This window comes from Pyxidicoccus caerfyrddinensis (genome assembly GCF_010894405.1).
Classification (GTDB): Bacteria; Myxococcota; Myxococcia; order Myxococcales; family Myxococcaceae; genus Myxococcus; species Myxococcus caerfyrddinensis.
Genome location: NZ_JAAIYA010000044.1, coordinates 22,385 through 48,576, shown reverse-complemented (window position 1 = coordinate 48,576; position 26,192 = coordinate 22,385). Strand labels below are relative to the sequence as shown.

2 protein-coding genes (1 of these 2 cut by a window edge) are annotated in these 26,192 nt (G+C 70.9%); one reads left to right on the top strand and one right to left on the bottom strand.

The features are described from left to right. The first annotated feature begins 281 nt into the window (after nt 1-281). Nucleotides 282-962 carry an aspartyl/asparaginyl beta-hydroxylase domain-containing protein gene (locus tag G4D86_RS49730; RefSeq protein WP_164002737.1) on the top strand — a complete coding sequence of 227 codons (681 nt, stop codon included), beginning with the start codon at nt 282-284 and terminating at the stop codon, nt 960-962. Nucleotides 963-968: 6 nt separating this feature from the next. Here G4D86_RS49730 and G4D86_RS49725 read toward each other — a convergent pair. Beyond that, nucleotides 969-26,192 carry part of the coding region annotated (locus G4D86_RS49725; protein ID WP_164002736.1) for a non-ribosomal peptide synthase/polyketide synthase on the bottom strand (this coding region is incomplete at its 5' end). 19,518 nt of the annotated region lie beyond the right edge of the window, so 25,224 of the 44,742 annotated nt are shown.

Here is a 26,192-nt window from a genome sequence, read left to right as displayed (position 1 = left end):
ATGTGAGGAGGTGGGATTCCGTGTAGCCCCGAGACCTCAAGCTAAGGCCCGCTTCACTCCTTCCCATCGCCCGGGAGGGCTGGGAGAAGGTGTCCGACATCACCAGATGGGTGTAGGCGGGGCGCGCAAACGGCGCTCCAACGTCATTCTCCTGGGGGGGTGTCCCGCCTTGAACGTTCTGGAAGGCAGGAGTCCGGCGGCGGGGTGGCTCGACAGGAGACGGAGTGCTGCCCATCCTCCGGACGACCGCGGAAGAGCCGTGCGCGGTCAGGAGGTGGGGGATGGAGAACAGCCTACGGAACAACAGCCTTCGTAGGACCCGCGGCGCGTACCGCGTGCGGGCCGGTGCTTTCGACCCTCGGGACTACCTGGACGAGGTGGCGGCGCTGGAGAAGGAGTGGGTCGCGCTCGGCAACGGGGCGAGCTGGTCGGCCATCGTCCTGGAGAAGAACGGGAAGCCGAAGTTGCCGGGCTACGGCCCCGACAGCCGGTTCTGGGCGCTCGCGCGGACGCTGGGCACGGACATCCGGCGGGTCGCGCTCGCCCGGCTCGGGCCAGGGGGGTGGATCAAGGAGCACCGCGACATCAACGGCGCCGTGCTCGCGGGCATGCTGCGGTTCCACTTCCCCCTCATCACGCACGAGGAGGTCATCTTCAAAATCGACAGAGTCGACTACCACCTCCCGGAGGGAGACATCTGGTTCCTCGACACGAGCTACCGGCACGCCGTGCGCAACGCCTCCCAGGTCCACCGCGTGCACCTCATCGTCGACTTCGACAGCAGTAGCGAGGTCGCGGAGCTGCTGCCGGCCAAGGACCTGCGCGACTACGTCCACCAGGTGGGGTACCTGGCGGCGTGCGTCGGCAAGGCGCTCTCCCTGGTCGGAACGCCTCGCGTGCTGCTCTCCCGGAGCCGTCAGGCCTACCACGCCCTGGTCAAGCGCGAGAGCGCGACGCTGTGAGGGCCGTCAGGTCTCCAATGCACGCAGGAGCTTGTTGAGCGTCTCCGCCAGGGTGGCGACGTTCGGCGGCTCCATCAGGCTGAGGTGGTCACCCGGCACTTCGCTCGTCCTGACGCCACCCGAGACCCAGCTCGACCAGCCTCCATCCCCGGCCAGGAGGTGCTCGGGCTGCACCGAGGCGCGGAGCAGCTCGGCGGTGCCCGTGAAGGTTCCTCCGGGCACGTAGCCGTGGTGCGCCGCGGTGAGCCGCTCGTGGACGGCAAAGAGGCGGCCGGCCTGTTCCGGCTCCAGGCCTCCGGCGGCGGGCAGGCTCCGCAGTCCTTCCATCACCCGCTGCATCAGCTCCGCGCCTTCCAGCCCGTTCAGTTGCTCCAGCTCCACGGGCGGAAGCTCCTGCAGCGGGAGTCCTACCATCTGCGCGAAGGAGACCAGCCGCCTCAGCGGCGGCGGCAGTTCGTGGGGCCGGCCGTCGGGCGCGAGGCTGTCAATCAAGGCCAGTAGCTCCACCTGCTCGCCCATGGACTGGAGCTGCCGTGCCATCTCGAACGCCACCAGTCCGCCCAGGGACCAGCCCGCGAGCAGGTAGGGGCCTCGGGGTTGCTCTTCGCGCACCTGGTCCACGTAGAGGCGGGCCAGGTCCTCCATGGAGGCGGGAGGCAGCTCTCCGCCTTCGAGCCCGGGGGCGAAGAGGCCGAAGATGGGCCTGTCTTCACCGAGGTGATGGACGAGGCCGGCGTAGCTGAGCAGCGCCCCGCCTCCGCCATGAACGAGGAACAGCGGCCGGCGCTTGGAGGTGCCCGTGTCGAGCCGCGCCAGGTTGGGCTTGCGGGCGCTCGAGTCCTGGTACGTCAGCGCCAGGGCGGCGAGCTGCTCGACGGTGGAGCCCTGGAAGAGCGCGGACAGGGGCAGCGCCAGGCCGGTGCGCTCACGAATCAGGGCCATGAGGCGCACGGCGAGCAGGGAGTGGCCTCCGAGAGCGAAGAAGTCGTCCTTCACGCTGACACGCTCGACGTTCAGCACCTCGGCGAAGGCCTGCGCGATCTGCTCTTCCAGCAAGGTGCGGGGAGCGACGTACTCCGCGCGAGCCATTGATACATCCGGTGCGGGCAGGGCCTTGCGGTCCACCTTGGCGTTGGCCGTCAAGGGCATGGCATCCAGGCGCACCAGCGCGGAGGGCACCATGTACTCGGGCAGCTGCTGCTTGAGGCCCACGCGCAGGACCGTCAGGTCCAGCGACTCGGGCGCCACGACGTAGCCGACGAGACGCTTGTCATTGGGGACATCCTCGCGGACCACGACGACGGCCTCGCGCACCTCGGGGAAGGTGAGCAGGGCGGCTTCGACTTCGCCCAATTCGATGCGGTAGCCGCGCACCTTCACCTGCGCATCCGCGCGGCCGACGAAGTCGAGGACACCGTCGGCACGCCAGCGCACCAGGTCTCCCGTGCGGTAGAGGCGGGCGCCGGGCACACCGGAGAAGGCGTCGGGCACGAAGCGCTCGGCGGTGAGGGCGGGCTGCCCCACGTAGCCTCGGGCCAGGCCGTCTCCGCCGATGAACAGCTCTCCCGGGACACCCACGGGCACCGGCTGCCCGCCCGCGTCCAGCACGTAGACGCGCGTGTTGCCCAGCGGCCCGCCGATGGGAACGGTGGCTCCTGGCTGGGCCGCGTCCGTCATGCGGAAGCTGGTGGCGAAGACGGTGCTCTCGGTGGGGCCGTAGCCATTGGTGACGGGCACGTGCAGCGCTTGCAGCACGCGGCGCACATGCGGCGCACTCACGACGTCACCGCCAGTGAGCACCTGCTTCAGGGTGCGCAGGCCCACCAGGTTGCCGTCCACCATCTGGGTGAAGAGGCCGGAGGTGAGCCAGAGCGTGGTGACGCCGGAGCGCTGGAGGAGCTGGCCCAACTCTTCGAGAGACGGCGCCCCAGGAGGCGTGAGGACGAGGCGCGCCCCGTGCAGCAGCGCGCCCCACAGCTCCAGGGTGGAGGCGTCGAAGGAGATGGGGGCCAGCAGGAGGAAGGTTTCCTCGGGCCCGAAGTGGGCGTAGTCCGCACCGAAGACGGTGCGCAGCACGGCGGCATGCGGAGTGCCCACGCCCTTGGGCCTGCCGGTGGAGCCGGAGGTGAAGTCGATGTACGCGAGGCTTTCCGGCAGGGCCGTGGAGGGCGGCGCGTGCGCGGGCGGTGCTTCCACGGGCACGTCCTCCAGCACCAGCGTGACGAGCCCCTTCGTGGGCAGCTTCGACAGCAGCGCGCGCGTGGTGACGAGCACGCTCGGGCCCGAGTCCTCCAACATGGCCGCGAGGCGCTCGCGGGGATACGACGCGTCCAGCGGCACGTAGGCGCCGCCGGCCTTCAGGATGGCCACCAGGGAGACGATGAGCTCCGGTGAGCGGTCCACGGCCAGGGCCACGCGCGAGTCGGTGGACACGCCCAGGTTCCGCAGGTGCCAGGCGAGCTGATTGGCGCGCTCATCCAACTGCCGGTAGGTGAGCTTCGCGTCACCGAACTCGACGGCGACCTTGTCCGGGAAGCGGGCCACCACCTCCGCGAAGACCTCGGGCAGGGTGGACGCGCGGGGATACTCAGCAGTCGTGGCGTTCCAGTCCACCAATACCCGCTGGCGCTCCTCCACGGACAGCATGGACACGGAGGCCAGGGGCTCCTCGGGCCGTGCCACCAGCGCCTCGGTGAGCACGCGGAAGTGCTCCGCGATGCGGCGGGCCGTGGCGGGCTCGAAGAGGTCGGTGTTGTAGCCCAGCGACCCCGAGAAGCCCTGAGCCGTCTCCGTCAGGCCCAGCTCCAGCTCGAACTTGGTGGCGCGGAACTCCACCTCCATCGAGCGCATTCCCATGCCGGAAGGCTGCTGGGCGGGGCCGGCGACCGAAGCGCTCTGCAGCGTGAAGAGGACCTGGAACAGCGGGCTGCGGCTCATGTCGCGCTCGGGCCGCAGCTCCTCCACCAGCCGTTCGAAGGGCACGTCCTGGTGGGAGTAGGCGCCCAGGGCCGTCTCCTTCACCTGCTGGACCAACTGGCGGAAGGACTCGTCGCCGCGCACCTGTGCGCGCAGCACCAGCGTGTTGACGAAGAAGCCGATGAGGCCCTCCGTCTCCCCGCGCTGACGTCCGGCGATGGGCGTGCCGATGGAGATGTCCTGCTGGTTGCAGTAGCGGGCCAGCAGGGCCTGCCAGGAAGCCAGCAGCAGCATGAAGGGCGTGACGGACTCGCGCTGGCACAGGGCCTTGAGCGCCTGGGCCACGGCCTGTGGCAGGTGCACGGGAACAGAGGCGCCGTGGAAGGTCTGCAGCGGTGGGCGCGGCTTGTCGATGGGCAGCTGCAGCGGGGCGTTGCCCCCGAGCTTCTGCCGCCACCAGCTCAGTTGTTCCTCGAGCACGGCGCCTTGCAACCACTGGCGCTGCCACACGGCGTAGTCGGCGTATTGCAGGGGCAGCTCGGGCAGCGGCGAGGGCTGACCCTGGCTGAAGGCGGCGTAGAGGGCAGTCACCTCGCGCACTAGCACCCCCATGGACCAGCCGTCCGAGATGATGTGGTGCATGTTGAGCACCAGCACGTGCTCGGCCGGGGCGAGCTTCAGCAGCACCGCGCGCAGCAGCGGGCCCGTGGCCAGGTCGAAGGCGTGCGTGCCCTCCCGGGCGATCAGGCGTCGAGCCTCCTGGGGCGCGGCCTCACCCAGGGCGCTCAGGTCCACCACGTGCAGCGGCAGCTCGGTGGCGGGAGCGATGACCTGGATGGGTTGGCCCTGCCGCGCGTGGAAGGTGGTGCGCAGGGCCTCGTGGCGGCGCACCAGCTCGGTGAGGCTGCGCTGCATGGCTTCGATGTGCGGCGCTCCTTCCAGCCGCACGGCGAAGGGCATGTTGTAGGTGGGGCTGCCGGGCGCGAGCTGGTCGAGGAACCACAGCCGCTGCTGGGCGAACGACAGTGGCAGCGCGTCCGTGCGCGGCACCGGCACCAGCGGCGGAGCCAGGGAGGTGCCTTCCTGCATTGCCGCCTCGATGCGTGCGGCGAGGGCGGCGACGGTGGGTGCCTCGAAGAGCGCCCGCAGGGGCAGCTCCACGTTGAAGGCTGCGCGCACGCGGGAGATGAGCTGCGTGGCAAGCAGGGAGTGGCCGCCCAGCTCGAAGAAGTTGTCGTGGATGCCCACGCGCGGCACGCCCAGCACCTGGGCGAAGAGGAGGGCCAGCAGCTCCTCGGTGGGCGTGCGCGGCGCCACATAGACGGTGTCCTGGCTTGCCTGCACCGAATCGGGAGCGGGCAGGGCCTTGCGGTCCACCTTGGCGTTGGCCGTGAGGGGCATGGCGTCCAGGCGCACCAGGACGGAGGGCACCATGTACTCGGGCAGCCGCTGCTGGAGCTGCGCCCGCAGGGCGGAGGTGCTCAGTGACTCGGGCGCCACGACGTAGCCGACGAGGCGCTTGTTGCCGGGGACGTCCTCGCGGACGAGGACGACGGCCTCGCGCACCTCGGAGAAGGCGAGCAGGGCGGCTTCGACTTCGGCCAGCTCGATGCGGTAGCCGCGCACCTTCACCTGGGCATCCGCGCGGCCGAGGAAGTCGAGGACGCCACCCGCGCGCCAGCGGGCGAGGTCTCCGGTGCGGTAGAGGCGTGCGCCGGGGACGGAGGAGAAGGGATTGGGGACGAAGCGCTCCGCGGTGAGGGCGGGCTGCTCCACGTAGCCGCGGGCCAGGCCGTCACCGCCGATGAACAGCTCTCCCGTCACCCCCAGAGGCACCGGCTGGCCGGAGGCGTCCAGCAGGTACACCTGGGTGTTGGCCAGGGGCCTGCCAATGGGGACGGAGGTGCCCACGTGGGCGACGTCCGTCATGCGGTGGGTGGAGGTGAAGAGGGTGCCTTCGGTGGGGCCGTAGCAGGCCGTCACCGGGATGCGCAGCTCTTCGAGCACGCGGCGCACGTGCGGTGCACTCACCACGTCGCCACCGGTGAGCAGCTGCTTCACGGTGCGCAGGCCGGAGAGGTTGTGGTCCACCACCTGGGTGAAGAGGCCGGCGGTGAGGTGCAGGGTGGTGACGCCGTGCTTCACCAGCACGGACTCCAGCTCCTTCAAGTCGGAAGGCGAATGGGGCGGGAAGACCACCAACTGCGCTCCATGGAGCAGCGGGCCCCACAGCTCCAGGGTGGAGGCGTCGAAGGAGACGGGGGCGATGAGGAGGAAGGTCTCATCCGGCCCGAGGTGTGCGTAGTCGACACCGAAGACGGTGCGCAGGACGGAGGCCTGCGTGGTGCCGACGCCCTTGGGCCTGCCGGTAGAGCCAGACGTGAAGTCGATGTACGCGAGGCTGTCGGGCAGCGCGGCCTGGGGCAGTGCATGTGTGGGCAGCCCTGAGAGGTCCGCGTCGTCCAGCACCACGGTGGACAGGCTGTCCGTGGGGAGCTTCTCCAGCAGCGCGCGCGTGGTGATGAGCACCGTGGGGCGTGCGTCCTCGACCATGGCGGCGAGGCGCTCGCGCGGGTACGCCGGGTCGAGCGGGACGTAGGCGCCGCCGGCCTTGAGGATGCCCACCAACGCGACAATCAGCTCCAGGGAGCGCTCCAGGGCAATGGCCACGCGCGAATCCGTGGACACGCCCAGGCCACGCAGGTGGTGCGCGAGCTGGTTGGCGCGCTCATCCAACTGCCGGTAGGTGAGCCTCGCGTCACTGAACTCGACTGCGACCTTGTCCGAGAAGCGAGTCACCACCTGCGCGAAGACCTCGGGCAGGGTGGACGCACGGGGATACTCGACAGCCGTGGCGTTCCAGTCCACCAGCACCTGCTGACGCTCCTCCATGGACAGCATGGACATGGAGGCCAGGGGTGCTTCGGGCCGTGCCACCAGCGCCTCGGTGAGCACGCGGAAGTGCTCCGCGATGCGGTGGGCCGTGGCGGGCTCGAAGAGGTCGCTGTTGTAGCCCAGCATGCCCGTGAAGCCCTGCTGGGCCGTCTCGGTCAGGCCCAGCTCCAGCTCGAACTTGGTGGCGCGGAACTCCACCTCCATCGGGCGCATGGCCATGCTGGACGGCTGCTGCTGGGCGGGGCCGCCGACAGCAGTGTTCTGCAGGGCGAAGAGGACCTGGAAGAGCGGGCTGCGGCTCATGTCGCGCTCGGGCCGCAGCTCCTCCACCAGCCGCTCGAAGGGCACGTCCTGATGGGCGTAGGCGCCCAGCGCCGTCTCCTTCACCTGCTGGAGCAACTGGCGGAAGGACTCGTCGCCGCGCACCTGTGCGCGCAGCACCAGGGTGTTGACGAAGAAGCCGATGAGGCCCTCCGTCTCACCGCGCTGGCGGCCTGCGATGGGCGAGCCGATGGAGATGTCCTGCTGGTTGCAGTAGCGGGCGAGCAGGGCCTGCCAGGAAGCCAGCAGCACCATGAAGGGCGTGACGGCTTCACGCTGGCACAGGGCCTTGAGGGCCTGGGACAGGGCCTGCGGCAGGTGGACGGGGACGAAGGCGCCGTGGAACGTCTGCACCGGCGGACGCGGCTTGTCGATGGGCAGCTGGAGCGGCGCCGCGCCCGCGAGGTGACGGCTCCACCAGGCGAGCTGCGCTTCGAGCACCTCCTCCTGGAGCCACTGACGCTGCCACACGGCGTAGTCCGCGTACTGCAGGGACAGCTCGGGCAGCGGCGAAGGCTGGCCCTGGCTGAAGGCCGCGTAGAGAATGGCCACTTCGCGCACCAGCACGTTCAGGGACCAGCCGTCCGAGATGACGTGGTGCATGTTGAGCATCAGCACGTGCTCGGCCGGCGCGAGCTTCAGCAGCACCGCGCGCAGCAGCGGGCCGGTGGCCATGTTGAAGCCGCGGAGGCTTTCCCGGGCCAGCAGGTGCCGGGCTTCCTGGAGCGCGGCTTCGCCCAGACTGCTCAGGTCCACCCTGTCCAACGGCAGCTCGGCATGGGGCGCGATGCGCTGGATGGGCTCGCCCTGCTGGTCGTGGAAGGTGGTGCGCAGGGCTTCATGGCGGCGCACCAGCTCGTTGAGGCCGCGCTGGAGGGCTTCGACATCCAGTGCTCCCTCCAGCCGCACGGCGATGGGGATGTTGTAGGTGGGGCTGCCGGGCTCGAGCTGGTCGAGGAACCACAGCCGCTGCTGCGCGAAGGACAGCGGCAGCGCGTTCGTGCGTGGCACCGGCCCCAGCGGAGGCGGCTCGGGCAGCTCCACCAGCCCGCGCACGAGCAGCGAGCGGTGCACCTGGCGGGCTCGCTGATACAGCTCACTCCAGGTGAGCGTCTGGCCGTCCAGCTCCGCGGCCACCGCGTCCGGTGTGAGCCGGGCCTGTGCCTGGAAGAGCCTGTGCAGGCTGGCGTCTCCCACCGAGGCGGCGGACGGCTCTCGCCACGCGTGGAACAGCAGGTGCCGCTCCTCGGACGTCAGTACGGACAGGCTCGAGAGCGGCCGGTCCGGGGCCGCGAGCGCCGCCTCCAGCAGCACGCGCAGGTGCTGCACCATTCGCGCAGCGGTGGCTGCGTCGAACAGGTCGGTGCTGTACTCGAGCTGTCCCCGCAGGCCATGGCCGCGGTCGGAGATGGCCAGGATGAGGTCGAACTTCGCCGAGCGGCTCTCGACCTTCATGCCGCCCATCTTCAGCCCCGGGCCCATCAGCTCGGGCATGGGCGCGTTCTGGTACGCGAGCATCACCTGGAAGAGCGGCGTACGGCCCGGAGCGCGCTCGGGCCGCAGCGTCTCCACCAGCTTCTCGAAGGGGACGTCCTGGTGCGCGTGGGCATCGAGCATCACGTCCCGCACGCGGGCGAGCAGCGCGCGGAAGCTGGGGTCTCCGTCCAGCTTCGTGCGCAGCACCAGCGTGTTGACGAAGAAGCCGATGAGGCCCTCCAGCTCCGCGTGCGTGCGGCCGGCGATGGGCGTGCCAACACTGACGTCGTCCTGGCCGGAGTAGCGCGAGAGCAGCGCCTGGAACGCGGCGAGCACCACCATGGAGGGCGTGGTGCCCTCCTGGCGGCAGAGCGCTTCGAGGGCCTCCGACAGCTCGCGCGGGAAGTGGAAGATGTGCGCGGCGCCGCGGAAGGTCTGCGTGGCCGGACGAGGCCTGTCGGTGGGCAGCTCCAGGGCCTTGGGCGCGCCCTGGAGCTGCTGGCGCCACCAGCCGAGCTCGGTGTTCAGCACCTCGTCTCGGAGCCACGCGCGCTGCCAGAGGGCGAAGTCCGGGTACTGCACTGGCAGCGGCTCGAGGTTCGCGGTGCGGCCCTCGACGTGCGCCGTGTACAGCGTGCTCAGCTCGTGGGTGAGGACACCCAAAGACCAGCCGTCCGCGATGACGTGGTGGAGGGTGAGCAGCAGCACGTGCTGCTGCTCCGAGCGGCGCACCAGGAGGACGCGCCACAGCGGGCCCGTCTCCAGGTTGAACGACTGCTGGGACTCGTGCTCGAGGATGCGCTGGAGCGCGGCGTCGCGCTCGGCCTCGGGGAGGGCCTCCAGGTCCATCCACCCCGCCGGGAGCGCGGGCCGGTCCGCGACGACCTGGACGGGCTGGTGGTCATGCTCCTGCAGCGTGGTGCGCAGGGACTCATGGCGCTGGAGCACGTCCCGCAGCGTCCTCGCGAGCGCGGGCACGTCGAGCGGGCCCTCCAGGCGCACGGCGGAGGGCAGGTTGTACGTGGCGCTGTCGGGCTCCAGCTTCGAGAAGAACCACAAGCGCTGCTGCGCGAAGGACAGGGGCGGGTGGCCGCTTCCCGTCCGGGGCCGGAGCAGGGGCTGGAGCGACGCGGGCCGGTCCACCGACAGCTCCTCGATGCGCCGGGCCAGGGCTTCGATGGTGGGCCGCGAGAAGAAGTCCGCGAAGGACAGCTCCACGCGGAAGTGCTTGCGGACGCGGGAGATGACCTGCGTGGCGCTCAGCGAGTTGCCGCCCAGCTCGAAGAAGTCGTCCTCCGCACCGGGCGCGTCCACGTGAAGGATGCGCGCCCAGAGCGCCGCCAGCTCGCGCTCGCACTCGGTGCGTGGCGGACGGGAGGTGCTCTGGGACTGGAAGGACGAGGGGGCCGGGAGGGCCTTCCTGTCCACCTTGCCGGTTTCGGTGAGGGGCAGGGCATCCAGCCGTCCCAAGGCGGAGGGCACCATGTACTCGGGCAGCCGCTGCTTGAGGTCCGCGCGCAGGGCCGCCAGGTCCAGCGACTCGGGAGCCACGACGTAGCCGATGAGGCGCTTGTCGCCGGGACGGTCCTCGCGGGCCACGACGATGGCCTCGCGCACCCCGGGGAAGGCGAGCAGGGCGGCTTGGACTTCGGCGAGCTCGATGCGGTAGCCGCGCACCTTCACCTGGGCGTCGGCGCGGCCAGCGAACTCGAGGATGCCGTCCGTGCGCCAGCGGGCGAGGTCGCCCGTGCGGTAGAGGCGGGCGCCCGGCACGGAGGAGAAGGGGTTGGGGACGAAGCGCTCGGCGGTGAGAGCGGGCTGCTCCACGTAGCCGCGGGCCAGGCCGTCACCGCCGGCGAACAGCTCGCCAACGACGCCCGGGGGCACGGGCTGGCCGTGGGCGTCCAGCACGTACACCTGGGTGTTGGCCAGAGGCCTGCCAATGGGGACGGAGGCGCCCAGGGTGGAGGCGTCGGTGATTCGGTGGCAGGAGGTGACGAAGGTGACTTCGGTGGGGCCGTAGCAGTCGGTGAAGGGGATGCGCAGTTCTTCCAGAACCCGGCGTACGTGGGGCGCGCTCACCACGTCACCACCGGAGAGCACCTGCCTCAGCCCCCGCATGGCGGGCAGGTTGTGCTCCACCAACTGGGAGAAGAGGCCAGCGGTGATGAGCAGGGTGGTGACGCCGCGCCCGGCAATCACCTCACCCAGTTCCTGGACGTCGGAGGGGGCGTGGGGCGGGAAGATGACCAGCCGCGCGCCATGAAGCAGAGGGCCCCAGACTTCGAAGGTGGAGGGGTCGAAGGAGATGGGAGCGATGTGAAGGAAGGTCTCGTCGGGCCCGAGGTGGGCGTAGTCGATGCCGAAGAGGGTGCGAAGGACGGCGGCCTGAGGAATGGCCACGCCCTTGGGCCTGCCGGTGGAGCCGGAGGTGAAGTCGATGTACGCGAGGCTGCCAGGCAGGGCCGAAAGAGGCGGCGCGTGCGTGGGCAGGCCCTCCAGGGAGAGGGCTTCGAGGACCACGGTGGGGACGGCCTCGGCGGGAAGCCTGGGCAGCAGCGCTCCGGTGGTGACGAGCGCAAGCGGGCGCGAGTCCTCCAGCATGGCGGCGAGGCGCTCGCGGGGGTAGCTCGGGTCCAACGGGACGTAGGCGCCACCGGCCTTGAGGATGGCGACCAGGGTGACGATGAGCTCCAGGGAGCGCTCCAGCGCGACGGCGACGCGCGAGTCGGTGGAGACGCCGAGGCGGCGCAGGTGCCAGGCGAGCTGATTGGCGCGCTCATCCAGCTGCCGGTAGGTGAGCGCCGTGTCACCGAACTCGATGGCGACCTTGTTGGGGAAGCGTGCCACGACGCGGGAGAAGACCTCGGGCACGGTGGAGTCACGCGGGTAGTCGGCGGCGGTGGCGTTCCAGTCCACCAATACCTGTTGGCGCTCCTCGGCGGAGAGCGGACGGGCCGGGGCGGAATCGCCGTGCGGCTCCACGGGGCGGGGCCGCGCCTCCTCGCGCGCGGCCACGTCTTCCAGCGGGATGACCGGCAGCGACAGCGCGAGGGTGTCCCGCTGCTTGCGGATGACCGTTGCGCCCCTGCCTTCGAGCGCGGCGTCAATCAGGCGCGCCACGCCTTCCACGGTGGGGGACTCGAACAGGGCGCGCAGGGGCAGCTCCACGCCGAAGGCGGCGCGGATGCGGCTGATGGCCTGCGTGGCCAGGAGCGAGTGGCCGCCCAGGTCGAAGAAGTTGTCGGTGGCGCCCACGCGCTCGACGTTGAGGAGCTGGCGCCATATCTCCGCGACGCGCTCCTCTGTGGGGGTGCGAGGCGCGACGTAGGTCCCCGCGTCGCTCGCGAAGTCCGGCGCGGGGAGGGCCTTGCGGTCCACCTTGCCGTTGGGGGTGAGCGGCAGGGCGGCCAGTACCACCACGGCCGCGGGCACCATGTACTCGGGCAGGGCTTCCTTGAGGGCGGCGCGGAGGGTGGCTCCGTCCGTCTCCGCGCCTTCGCGCGCCACCACGTAGCCCACCAGCCGCTTGCCGCCGGGGCCGTCCTCACGTGCCACCACCACGGCTTCGCTCACCGCAGGCAGTCGGGCCAGTGCTGTTTCCACTTCGCCCAGCTCGATACGGAAGCCGCGCACCTTCACCTGCGCGTCCACGCGGCCGACGAAGTCGAGCGTGCCGTCCCCGCGCCAGCGCACCACGTCGCCGGTGCGGTACAGGCGCGCGCCCGCCTCGCCGGAGAATACGTCCGGCACGAAGCGCTCTGCGGTGAGTGCCGGGCGCCCGGGGTAGCCCCGTGCCACACCCACGCCTCCAAGGTACAGCTCGCCCTTCACACCCACGGGCACCGGCTCGCCGTGCGTGTCCCGCACGTACGCGCGCACGTTGGCGAGCGGCCGGCCGATGGAGGGCACGCGGCCGTCCGCGACGCACTCGGTGAGCGTGGCGATGACGGTGGCCTCCGTGGGGCCGTACGTGTTGAGGAGCCTGCGGCCCGGAGCCCAGCGCGCCACCACGTCGGCGGGCAGGGCTTCGCCACCGGAGATGACGGTGCGCAGCTCGGGCAGCCCGTCCGCCGGGGTGGCCGCGAGGGCGGCCGGCGTGAGGCTGATGACGGTGAGCGCCTGCTCGTGGAGCAGCGCGTGCAGCGGCGCTCCCGGCATGAGCTTCTCCAGCGGCGCCAGCACCAGCGTGGCCCCGGAGGTCAGCGTGGTGAACACCTCTTCCACCGACAGGTCGAAGCTCAGGTTGGCGAACTGCAGCACGCGGCTGCCCGGGCCGATGCCGTAGGCCACTGCCTCGTGCGTCACCAGGTTGGCGACGCTCCGGTGTTCGACGGCGGTGCCCTTGGGCAGGCCGGTGCTGCCGGACGTGTAGAGCAGGTAGGCCAGGTGCTGCGCGGCCACGCCTGTCACGGGCGCTTCGGCGCTCTCGCGTGACAGCGCGTCGTTCTCGGTGTCGAGGCTGAGTGCGCGAGCACGGTGTCCCTCCGGGTAGCGCTCCAGCAGCGCGGACTGCGTCACCAGCACGGCCGAGCCGCTGTCCTCCAACATGAAGGCCAGACGCTCACGCGGCAGCAGCGGATCCACCGGCACCCAGGCGCCGCCGGCCTTGAGGATGCCCAGCAGGCCGACGACGACGTCCAGTGAGCGCTCGACACTGAGCGCGACGCGGACCTCCGGCCCCACGCCACGGCGGCGCAGCGCGTGCGCGAGCTGGTTGGCCTTCGCGTCGAGCTGCGCGTAGGTGAGGTGCTGTCCCTCGAAGGACGCGGCGAGCGCATCCGGCGCGCGACGCACCTGGGCCTCGAAGAGCGAGTGGACGCACGCGTCGGGGAACGGCGCGTGGGTGGCGTTCCAGTCCACCAGCAACTGGCGGCGCTCGTCTCCCGCCAGCAGGGTGAGGTTCGACAGCCGGCGCTCGGGGGCCGAGACGAGGGCTTCCACCAGCACGCGCAGGTGCCGGGCCATGCGCTCCGCGGTGGACGCGTCGAACAGGTCGGCTGCGTACTCCAGCCCACCGTGGAAGCCGGCCTCGCTGCGCGACAGGACCAGCGTCAGGTCGAACTTGGCGACGCGGCCCTGCGTGCTCAGCGAGCGGAACGTCAGCCCCGGCACGGAGAGCTCCGTCGAGGGCAGGTTCTGCAGCATGAACATCACCTGGAACAGCGGCGCCTGGCGCAGGCCGCGCATCGGCTGGAGCTGCTCGAAGGGGATGAGCTGGTGGGCGAAGGCGCCCAGGGCCGTGTCCCGGACGCGGGCCCGCAGCTCGCGCACGGTGGGGTCTCCGTCCAGGCGCGTGCGCAGGACGAGGGTGTTGAGGAAGAAGCCGACCAGACCCTCCAGCTCGGCGCGGTCTCTTCCGGCCACCGGCGTACCGACGCTGATGTCGTCCTGGCCGGTGTAGCGCGACAGCAGCAGCTGGAACGAGGCCAGCAGGAACATGAAGGGCGTGAGGCCTTCGCGAAGGCAGACGGCCTCCACGGCCTCGGAGATCTCTCGCGGGAGCACGATGGGGACGTGGGCCGCGCGGGGCATGGAGCGCTGCGTGCGCGGCCTGTCCGTGGGCAGCTCCAGTTCCTGCGGCGCGCCTTCCAGCTGACGCCGCCACCAATCGAGCTGCGTCTCCAGCTCGTCGCCCTGGAGCCACTGGCGCTGCCATGCGGCGAAGTCCGCGTACTGGAGCGGCAGCGGTGCGAGGGGCGAAGGACGGCCGGAGGCGAAGGCGGCATAGAGCTGCACCACCTCGCGTGTCAGGACGCCCAGGGACCAGCCATCGGAGACGATGTGGTGGACGTTGAGCAGCAGCACGTGCTCCTGCTCATCGAGCACCAGCAGCGACGCGCGCAGCAGCGGGCCCATGCTCAGGTTGAAGGGGCGCAGGGCCTCTTCCTCGGACAGCCGCTGGGCCTCGGCCTGGCGCTGCTCGGGAGGCAGCGAGCGCAGGTCAATGGCGTCCATGCGCAGGGGCGCGGGCGGGGAGATGACCTGGACGGAGCCTGCGGGCTCGTCGCGGAAGGTGGTGCGCAGGGCTTCGTGCCGGTGCACCAGCGCTTCGAGGGCGCGACGGAGGGCTTCCGTGTCCAGTGCACCGGACAGGCGCAGGGCGGAGGGGATGTTGAAGGCGGGGCTGCCGGGCTCGAGCTGGTCGAGGAACCACAGCCGCTGCTGGGCGAAGGACAGCGGCAGGGCCTTCGTGCGGGACACGGGGACGATGGCGGGCGCCCGGCTCGCGAGGCCGGACTCACGCGCGGCGTCGATGCGCGCGGCGAGCCCCTGGAGGGTGGGCGCTTCGAAGAGGGCGCGCAGCGGCAGCTCCACCTCCAGTGTGGTGCGCACGCGGGAGATGAGCTGTGTGGCCAGCAGCGAGTGTCCGCCCAGCTCGAAGAAGCTGTCTTGGACGCCGACGCGTTCGACGCGCAGCAGCTCCGCCCAGAGCGCGGCCAGCCGCGCCTCGGTGGGCGTGCGGGGTGCCACGTACTCCCGGGTCGACAGCGCTCCGTCCGGAGCGGGCAGCGCCTTGCGGTCCACCTTGCCGTTGGGATTGAGGGGGAAGGTGTCCAGCGGCACGAAGGCCGAGGGCACCATGAACTCGGGCACGTGCTGGCGCAGGTGGCGGCGCAGCGCTTCCACTTCAAGCTTCGCGCCCTCGGCGGGCACGACGTACGCCACCAGGCGCTTGTCGCCACCGGGCGAGTCCTCGCGCGCCATCACCACCGCGCCCTGCACGGTGGGGTGCTGGCGCAGGGCGGATTCGATTTCACCCAGCTCGATGCGGAAGCCGCGCACCTTCACCTGGTGGTCGATGCGGCCCAGGTAGTCGAGCTGTCCGTCGGCCCTCCAGCGCGCCAGATCTCCGGTGCGGTACATGCGCGCGCCCGGGGTGGTGCTGAAGGGGTCGGCCACGAAGCGCTCGGCGGAGAGGTCGGGCCTGCCGAGGTAGCCGCGAGCGAGGCCGGCGCCGGCCAGGTACAGCTCACCGGGGACGCCGATGGGCTGGAGCTGGAGGCTGGGGGTGAGGATGTAGCCGGACGTCTCGGGCAGGGGGACGCCGATGGTGGGCTCTCCGGGGCCTTCGGGGACGCGAGTGAAGGTGGAGTAGGTGGTGTCCTCGGTGGGGCCGTAGAGGTTGAAGACGTGCTGGACGGTGCCGGTGGCGTAGAGGCCACGCACCAGCGTGCCTGGCAGGGCTTCGCCGGCGAGGTTGACGGTGGTGACGGAGGGAGGAATGGCGCCCATCCGCAGCAGCTCGGCGACGGCGGAGGGCACGGTGTTGACGAGCGTCACCTCGGAGGCGGCGGGCAGCGAGGCGAGCTCCAGCGCGTTGGCCGCGAGCAGCACGGTGCCGCCGCAAGAGAGGGGCGCGAAGAGCTCGAAGACGGACAGGTCGAAGCAGATGGAGGTGGCGGCCAGGGTGCCGGCGAGCTGCTCACGCGAGAAGGTGCGCAGGGACCAGTCGAGGAAGGCGGTGGAGCTGGCGTGGGAGATGGCCACGCCCTTGGGCTTGCCCGTCGAGCCCGAGGTGTAGATGACGTGCGAGAGATTCTCCGGCACGGCATGGCAGGCCGGCGCGGACGCAGGCCACTGGGAGAAAGTCTCCGGCAGCGCATCCAGGCAGACGGTGCTCAGGCCCTGGGTGTCGAGCTGGAGCGAGGCGAGCAGGCTCTGGTGGGACAGCAGCAGCTGCGCGCCGGAGTCGGAGAGGGTGTAGTCGAGGCGGCCGCGCGGGTAGGCCGGGTCCAGCGGGACGTAAGCGCCCCCGGACTTGAGGACGGCGAGCAGGGCGACGACGAGGTCGGCGGTGCGCTCCATGCAGACGGCGACGCGCACTTCGGGCCCGACGCCGAGCGACTGGAGGTAATGCGCGAGGCGGTTGGCGCGCGCATCGAGCTGCGCGTAGGTGAAGCGCTCGGTGCCGATGACGAGGGCGGTGGCGTCGGGCGTGCGGGCCACCTGCGCGGAGATGAGCTGCGGAATGACGGAGCGCTGGAGGACAGTGCTCGTGTCGTGGAAGTCCACCAGCAGCCGGTGGCGCTCTTCGGGCGTGAGCAGGGGGACTGCTTCGAGCACCTGCTCGGGCCGGGCCACGAGGGCCTGTACCAGCGTGAGGAAGTGCACCGCCATGCGCCTGGCGGTGCCCGCATCGAACAGGTCCGTGTTGTAGCCCAGCGCACCGCGGAAGCCGTCGGGTGACTCCGAGAGGCTCAGCTCCAGCTCGAACTTGATGGAGGGGTTGTTCACCTCCATCGGGCGCAGCGTCAGCTCCTGCCTCTGCAAGGGGGCGTTGGGGGTGTTGTGCAGGGCGAAGAGGACCTGGAAGAGCGGGCTGCGGCTCATGTCCCGCGTGGTCTGAAGCTCCTCCACCAGCCGCTCGAAGGGTACGTTCTGGTGGGTGTAGGCGCCCAGGGCCGTCTCCTTCACCTGCCGCAGCAGCTGGAGGAACGAGGCGCGGCCCTCCACCCTGGACTGCATGACCAGGGTGTTGACGAAGAAGCCGATGAGCCCTTCGAGCTCACCGCGCTGGCGGCCCGCGATGGGCGTGCCGACGGAGATGTCTTCCTGGCCGGAGTAGCGCGACAGCAGCACCTGGAAGGCGGCCAGCAGCACCATGAAGGGCGTCAGGCCTTCCTTCTGGCACAGCGCCTTCACCGCCTCGGAGAGCTGGGGTGAGAAGCGGACGGGCACGCTGGCGCCGCGGAAGGCCTGCACGGCCGGACGCGGCTTGTCGGTGGGCAGCTCCAGGGGAGAGTTTCCGGAGAGCTGCTGGCGCCAATAGGCGAGCTGGGCGTCGAGCACTTCACCCTGGAGCCACTGACGCTGCCAGACGGCGTAGTCGGCGTACTGGAGGGTCAGCGGGGCAAGCGGCGAGGGCCTGCCGTGAGCGAAGGCGTTGTAGAGCGCGGCGACTTCGCGCACCAGCACGCCCATGGACCAACCGTCGGAGACGATGTGGTGCATGTTGAGCGAGAGCACGTGCTCTGCCGTGCCCAGCTTCCACAGGCCGGCGCGCACCAGCGGGCCGGTGGCGAGGTGGAAGGGCTTGAGCGTGTCTTCGCGCAGTTGCCGCTCCAGCTCGGCACGGGCTGCGGAAGGCTCCAGGCCACTGAGGTCCACGACGTTGAGCGGCAGCTCGGCGTGAGGAGCGATGAGCTGGAGGGGCTGTCCTTCGTGCTGGGTGAAGGTGGTGCGCAGCGCTTCGTGGCGCAGCACCAGTTCCTCGAAGGCACGGCGCAGGGCGTCCACGTCGAGAGGGCCCTCCATGCGCACGAAGCGGGGCATGGAGTAGGAGGAGCCGCCGGGCTGGAGTTGGTCGATGAACCACAGGCGCTGCTGGGCGAAAGAGAGGGGAAGCGGCCCGAAGCGAGGCACGGGGAGGATGGCGGGAGCTTCGAGGCCGGTGGCGGCGTCGCGGGACGAGTCGATGCGGGCGGCGAGGGCGGCGACAGTGGGCGCCTCGAAGAGGGCGCGCAGTGGCAGCTCGACTCCGAGGGCGGAGCGGACGCGCGACACGACTTGAGTGGCGAGAAGGGAGTGGCCGCCGAGGGCGAAGAAGTCGTCCTGCACGCTGACCTGTGAGACGCGAAGCAGTGCGGCCCAGAGGGAGGCGAGGATTTCCTCGGTGGGCGTGCGAGGGGCGACGTACTCGGAAGCCGAGGAGGTGGCGTCGGGCACGGGCAGGGCCTTGCGGTCCACCTTGCCGTTGGGCGTCAGCGGCATGGCCTCCAGTGCGACGAAGGCCGAGGGCACCATGTAGGCCGGCAGTCGCTCCTGGAGGAAGGCGCGCAGGGACTCCGTGGGCACTGCCTCAGAGGAGACGACGTAGGCGACCAGGCGCTTGTCACCGGGGACGTCCTCGCGGGCCACCACCAGGGCCTCGCGCACGGTGGGGTGCTCGCGCAGCACGGTGGCGATTTCACCGGGCTCCACGCGGAAGCCACGCACCTTCACCTGGAAGTCGGCGCGGCCGATGAACTCGACGCGCCCGTCTTCCAGCCAGCGCACCTTGTCGCCGCTGCGGTACATGCGCGCGCCGGGCACCGGAGAGTAGAGGTCGGGCACGTAGCGCTCCGCCGTCAGCTCGGGGCGGTGCAGGTAGCCACGCGTCACCTGGGCGCCGCCGATGAACAGCTCTCCTGGCACTCCAATGGGTGCGGGCTGCAGGTGCTCGTCGAGGACGTACAGGCGCGAGTGGGCCAGGGGGCGGCCAAGCGGCACGGTGGCCGGTGAGGAGCCGGCAGTGGGCCACTCGAGGCGGCCGGCGAGCACGCCCACCGTCGTCTCGGTGGGGCCGTAGTGGTTGAAGACCTCGCAGTCAGGCGCGAGCGCGCGCACCTGCTCCATGAGGGCCCAGGAGGAGGACTCACCGCCGAGCACCAGCTTCTTGCGGGGCAGGACGTGGTGGGGCTCCGCCGCCGTCATGAGGGCCGCGAGGTGAGAGGGAACGAGCTTCACGCAGTCGACGGCGTGGCGCTGGAAGTACTCGGCCACGCCAGCAGGGTTGCTGGCGCGCTCGTGAGTGAGGACGTGAAGCAGGCCGCCGGTGCACAGAGCGGGGAAGAGGACGGTGTTGCCCAGGTCGGCGACGAAGGTGGAGACGAGGGCGAAGCTGGAGCAGTCGGCGAGGCCCAGGCGCTGGGTGGCGGCGTGGACGTAGTGGGCGAGCTGCCCGTGGGAGACGGCGACGCCCTTGGGCCTGCCGGTGCTGCCCGAGGTGAAGAGGACGTAGGCCACGTTGTCCATGGACACGCCGCTTGTCGGCGCATCCGTGCGCTGGCTCGCCAGCAGCTCCGCGTCGTCATCCATCCGCACGCAAGCGGAGGCGAAGGAGGCGGCGTAGCGGGACACCGTCACCACGACGGGTGCGGCGACCTCTTCCACCAGGGCTTGGAGGCGAAGGGCGGGCTGAGCCGGGTCCAGTGGGACGTAGGCCGCGCCAGCCTTCCAGACGCCGAGCAGCGCCACCACCGTGTCCACGGAGCGCTCCAGGCACAGGGCCACGCACGTCTCGGGGCCTACGCCCAGCGAGCGCAGGTGCCAGGCGAGCTGGTTGGCCCGAGCGTTCAGTTCCGCGTACGTGAGGACCTGGTCCTCGCAGGCCACCGCGGGTTGAGTCGGCCGGAGTGCGGCCTGCGCCTCGATGAGCGCGTGCAGGGGCTTCAGCGACGGAGCGTGCTCCGCCGCGGCGTTGAAGGACTCGAGCAGCAGCGTGCGCTCGGCGGGGGCGAGCATGGGCAACTCACCCACGCGTGCGTCGGGCGAGGCGAGCACGGCCTCCAGCAGGGTGCTCAGGTGCTCCACCATGCGGGAAATGGTGGACGCGTCGAACAGGTCGGTGCGGTAGCGGAGCGCGCCCGACAGGCCCCGGGGCGTCTGGGTCAGCGAAAGGGTCAGATCGAACTTGGCGGCTTCGGCCTCGCTCTCCAGCGGGAGGAAGGACAAGCCGGGCACGGATAGCGCCGAGGTCGGTGCGTTCTGCAGCACCAGCATGACCTGGAAGAGCGGCGAGTGGCTCAAGCTGCGCGCAGGCTGCAGTTCCTCGACGAGCTTCTCGAAGGGCAGGTGCTGGTGCTCGTAGGCACTCAGGGTGGTGGAGCGCACCTGGGCGAGCAACTCGCGGAAGGTGGCTCGAGGAGCCACGCGTGCACGCAGCACCAGGGTGTTGATGAAGAAGCCGATGAGGCCTTCGGTCTCCGCGCGAGTACGGCCGGCGATGGGAGAGCCGACAGTGACGTCGTCCTGGCCGGAGTAGCGCGAGAGAAGCACCTGCCAGACGGCGAGCAGGGCCATGAAAGGCGTGACGCCTTCGCGTTGGCAGAAGGCGGAGAGCGCCTCGGACAGGTGCACGGGCAGGTGGACGGGCAACGCGCCGCCACGCGGGGACTGGACGGCGGGACGGGGCCTGTCGGCGGGCAACTCCAACAGGGCGGGCACGCCGGAGAGCTGTTGCTTCCAGTAGTCGAGCTGCTCTTGGAGGACGTCGCCTTGCAGCCAGCCGCGCTGCCACGAGGCGAAGTCCGCGTATTGGATTGGAAGCGGGGCGAGCTGCGGTGTGCGACCGGAGGAGAAGGCCTCGTAGGCGGAGACCAACTCGCGCACCAGCACGCCCATGGACCAGCCGTCGGAGACGATGTGATGCATCGTCATCAGCAGCACGTGGTGCTCGGACTCCAGGCGCAGCAGCGAGGCCCGCAGCAGCGGACCGTTGGCGAGGTCGAAGGGACGAAGGGCCTCGGCGGCCGCCAGTCGGCGCACTTCGGCCAGGCGCGTGTCTTCGGGCAGGTGGCTCAGGTCAACGACATCCATCGGCAGCGCGGCGGGCGGGGCGATGACCTGGATGGGGCCCGAGGCGTCCTCGCGGAACGTCGTGCGCAGCGACTCGTGGCGATGCACCAGCGCTTCGAAGCTCTGGCGCAGGGCCTCGAGGTCCAGCCGGCCCGACATGCGCAGCGCGAAGGGGATGTTGTAGGCGGCGCCACCGGGCGCGAGCTGGTCGAGGAGCCACAACCGCTGCTGCGCGAAGGAGAGCGGGGGTGGAGTCGTGCGCGGTACCGCGACCAGGGGCGGCGCGGAATCCTGCGGCACCGAGACTTCGAGCCGGCGCGCCAGGGCCTCCAGCGTGGAGGCTTCGAAGACCGCGCGCAGGGGCAGTTCCACGCCGAAGCTGGCGCGGATGCGGGAGACGAGCTGGGTGGCCAGCAGGGAGTGGCCGCCCGCCTCGAAGAAGTTGTCGCGGACGCCCACTCGGGGCAGGCGCAGCACCTCGGCCCAGAGGGCGGCGAGCTGCTCCTCGGTGGGAGTGCGGGGGGCGACGTACTCGGCAGCGGAGGACGTGGCGTCCGGTGCGGGCAGGGCCTTGCGGTCCACCTTGCCGTTCGCCGTCAGCGGGAAGGACTCCAGCAGGACGAAGGCCGAGGGCACCATGTACTCGGGCAGGCGGGCCGCGAGGGCCTCGCGCAGCACGTCCCCGGAGACCTCCGGTTCGCCCACGACGTAGGCCACCAGGCGCTTGTCGCCGGGGCTGTCCTCACGCGCCAGCACCAGCGCTTCGCGCACGCCGGGCTGGAGCCGCAGAACGGCTTCCACTTCGCCGGGCTCCACGCGGAAGCCACGCAGCTTCACCTGGAAGTCGGCGCGGCCCAGGAACTCGAGCGTGCCGTCCGCCTGCCAGCGCGCCACGTCGCCGGTGCGGTACATGCGCGCGCCCGGGGTGTCGCTGAAGCCGTCGGGGATGTAGCGCTCCGCCGTCAGCTCCGGCCGGCCCAGGTAGCCCCAGGCCAGACCGTCTCCGCCCACGTACAGCTCGCCGGGCACGCCCACCGGCACCGGCCTGAGTGAGGCGTCCAGCACGTAGGTGGTGGACTGCGAGATGGGCCGCCCAATCGAAACGGAGTGGCCCACCACCGAGTGCGGGCGGAGGGTGTGTGTCGTGGAGAAGGTGGTGTTCTCCGTAGGGCCGTAGGCGTTGACGAACAGTGCGTCCGTCGGCAGGCGCGAGAGGTGCTCGCGCACGCGCTGGGCGGGCATCACGTCGCCACCGGCCAGCAGCTGGGACACGCGGGCCAGCGCCTCACCCTGGTGCAGGGCCATCTGCTCGAAGAGCGCAGTGGTGAGCCAGAGGGTGGAAGGCGCATGCTGGCGCACCAGGGCGCCAAGCTCCTCCAGCGAGAGCGCGTGCGGCGGTGCGAGGACCAGTCGCGCGCCATGGAGCAGCGCGCCCCAGATTTCCAGCGTGGAGGCGTCGAAGGCGACGGGGGCCAGCTGGAGGTAGACGTGCTCGGGGCCGAAGTGGATGAAGGACGCGCCGCGCACCAGGCGCACCACGCCCCGGTGCGGCACCATCACTCCCTTGGGCCTGCCGGTGGAGCCGGAGGTGAACATCACGTAGGCCAGCCCCAGGGCCTGTGTTGGGGACTCGGGAGCGTGGGTGGGCTGGCTCGCGAGGAGGGCGGACTCCGAGTCCAGCAGCACCGTGCGGCCGGAGAAGGGCGGCAGGCGGCTGGCCAGACGGGAGTCGGTGAGCAGCAGCGCGGCGCCCGAGTCCTCCAGCAGCAGCGCGAGCCGCTCGCGCGGGTAGGCCGTCTCCAGGGGCACGTAGGCCCCGCCCGCCTTGAGAATGCCGAGCAGGCAGATGATGAGCTCGAAGGAGCGCTCCAGGCCCACGGCGACGGGAGTGCCGGAAGCGACGCCCAGCGAGCGCAGGTGGTGCGCGAGCTGGTTTGCGCGCTCGTCGAGCTGGCGGTAGGTGAGGTGCTCGTTGCCGGAGACGAGGGCCACCGCGTCGGGCGTGAGCCGGGCCTGTGCCTGGAACAACTCGTGGATGGTGGCGTCGCGCGGGTAGTCGGAGCGCGTGGCGTTCCAGTCGAGCAGCACCTGCTGGCGCTCGGCTGCGTCCATGAGCGGCAGCTCGGACAGGCGCGCTTCGGGCCGCGCCACGGCGCCTTCCAGCAGCATGCGCAGGTGGGTGACGAGCCGGCGCACGGTGTCTTCACGGAACAGCGCGGTGCTGTAGGTGACCGTGCCCATCAGCCCCTGGGGCGACGGGTTGAACGTGAAGGTGAGGTCGAACTTCGCCCCGCCCAGGCTCTCCGTCTCCACGGGGAGCACGGACAGCGCGTCGGGCTGCGCTGAGGCGGCCGGCCGGGGCGCATTCTGGAGGACGAGCATCACCTGGAAGAGCGGGGAGCGGCTCAGGTCCCGCTGGGGCTGCAGCTCCTCCACCAGCTTCTCGAAGGGGACGTCCTGGTGGGCGTAGGCGCCCAGGGTGTTCTCTCGGACGCGGGACAGGAGCTGGGAGAAGGACGGGTCGTCGTGCAGGCGCGAGCGCAGCGCGAGCGTGTTGACGAAGAAGCCGATGAGGCCTTCGAGCTGGGCGAAGCGGCGGCCCGCGATGGGCGAGCCGACGACGATGTCGTCCTGGCCGCTGTAGCGCGACAGCAGCGCGTGCGTGGAGGCCAGCAGCGTCATGAAGAGGGTGGCGCCGTGCTGGAGGGAGAGCGACTGGAGCGATTGGCTCAGGGGCTCGGGCAGCTGGAAGTGGACGCTGGCGCCGGCGAAGGACTGCACGGGCGGACGTGGGAAGTCCGTGGGCAGCTCCAGCGCGTGCGGCGCGGCTTCCAGGTGCTGGCGCCACCAGGAGAGCTGCTGTTCGAGGCTGTCTCCGTGCAGCCAGGCGCGCTGCCAGACGGCGTAGTGCGCGTACTGCACGGGCAGCTCGGGGAGCGGCGAGGGCTGGCCGGCGGTGAAGGCGCGGTAGAGGGTGCTCAGCTCGCGCACCAGCAAGTCCAGCGACCAGCCGTCGGAGACGATGTGGTGCAGGTTCAGCAGCAGCAGGTGCTCACGCGAGTCCAGGCGCAGCAGCAGTGCGCGCAGCAGCGGACCGGAAGCGAGGTGGAACGGGCGCCGGGCCTCTTCCGTGGCGAGGCGGCGGGCTTCGGCCTCTCGGTCCTCGCGTGAGGACACGTCGAGGACGGAGAGCACGAAGGGCGAGTGCGGGGCGATGAGCTGGAACGCCTCACCGGCCTCCTGATGGAAGGTGGTGCGCAGGGAGTCGTGGCGGCGGACCAGCTCGGAGAAGGCGCGCTCCAGCGCGGAGGCGTCCAGCGGCCCGCGCAGGCGCAGGAAGTGCGGCATGCTGTAGGTGGCCGTGCCGGGCTGGAGCTGGTCGAGGAACCACAGGCGCTGCTGGGCGAAGGACAGCGGCACCCGGGGCCCCACGGGCGTCGCGGTCAGCTCGGGCAGGCCGGTGTTGCGCGAGGCCTGCTCCACGTGCCGGGCGAGTGCTTCCAGTGTGGGGGCTTCGAAGAGCGTGCGAAGCGGCAGCTCGGCGCCGAAGGTGGAGCGCACGCGGGAGATGAGCTGGGTGGCCAGCAGGGAGTGGCCGCCGAGCTCGAAGAAGTTGTCGTGGAGGCCCACGCGCGGCACGCGCAGTACCTGGGCGAAGAGACCGGCGAGCAGCTCCTCGGTGGGCGTGCGCGGGGCGACGTAGGTGTCGGCCGAGGAGGACGCCAGGGACTCCGGGGCGGGCAGGGCCTTGCGGTCCACCTTGTCGTTGGCCGTGAGGGGCAGGGCGTCCAGGCGCACGAGGGCGGAGGGCACCATGTACTCAGGCAGCCGCTGCTTGAGGAAGGCGCGCAGCTCGGCGGAGTCCAGGGAGTCCGGGGCGACGACGTAGCCGACGAGGCGCTTGTCGCCGGGGACGTCCTCGCGCACCAGCGCGACGGCTTCGGCCACCATGGAGTGGGACACGAGAGCGGCTTCGACTTCGGCGAGCTCGATGCGGTAGCCACGCACCTTCACCTGGGCATCCGCGCGGCCGGCGAACTCGAGGATGCCGTCCGCGCGCCAGCGGGCGAGGTCTCCGGTGCGGTAGAGGCGTGCGCCGGGGACGGAGGAGAAGGGATTGGGGACGAAGCGCTCCGCGGTGAGAGCGGGCTGCTCCACGTAGCCACGGGCCAGGCCGTCACCGCCAGCGAACAGCTCGCCGATGACGCCGGGGGGCACCGGCTGGCCGTGGGAGTCCAGCACGTACACCTGGGTGTTGCCGATGGGCCGGCCGATGGGGACGGAGGCGCCCAGGGTGGAGGCGTCGGTGATTCGGTGGCAGGAGGTGACGAAGGTGACTTCGGTGGGGCCGTAGCAGTCGGTGAAGGGGATGCGCAGCTCTTCCAGCACTCGGCGCACGTGGGGCGCGCTCACCACGTCACCACCGGAGAGCACCTGCCTCAGCCCCCGCATGGCGGGCAGGTTGTGCTCCACCAACTGGGAGAAGAGGCCAGCGGTGATGAGCAGGGTGGTGACGCCGCGCCCGGTAATCACCTCACCCAGTTCCTGGACGTCGGAGGGGGCGTGGGGCGGGAAGATGACCAGCCGCGCGCCATGCAGCAGCGGGCCCCAGACCTCGAAGGTGGAGGGGTCGAAGGAGATGGGGGCGATGTGGAGGAAGGTTTCGTCGGGCCCGAGGTGGGCGTAGTCGATGCCGAAGAGGGTGCGCAGGACGGCGGCCTGCGGAATGGCCACGCCTTTGGGCCTGCCGGTGGAGCCGGAGGTGAAGTCGACATAGGCGAGGCTGCCAGGCAGGGCCGAAAGAGGCGGCGCGTGCGTGGGCAGGCCCTCCAGGGAGAGGGACTCGAGCACCACGGTGGGGACGGCCTCGGCGGGAAGCCTGGGCAGCAGCGCGCCGGAGGTGACGAGAGCGAGGGGGCGCGAGTCCTCCAGCATGGCGGCGAGGCGCTCGCGGGGGTAGCTCGGGTCCAACGGGACGTAGGCGCCACCTGCCTTGAGGATGGCGACCAGGGTGACGATGAGCTCTAGCGAGCGCTCCAGCGCGACGGCGACGCGCGAGTCGGTGGAGACGCCGAGGCGGCGCAGGTGCCAGGCGAGCTGATTGGCGCGCTCGTCCAGCTGCCGGTAGGTGAGCGAGGCGTCACCGAACTCGATGGCGACCTTGTTGGGGAAGCGTGCCACGACGCGGGAGAAGACCTCGGGCACGGTGGAGTCACGCGGGTAGTCGGCGGCGGTGGCGTTCCAGTCCACCAATACCTGTTGACGCTCCTCCGCAGCGAGCATGGGGATGCGCCCCATCGGTGCATCTGCCTGAGAAACAAGCGCCGCCACCAGCGTGCGGAA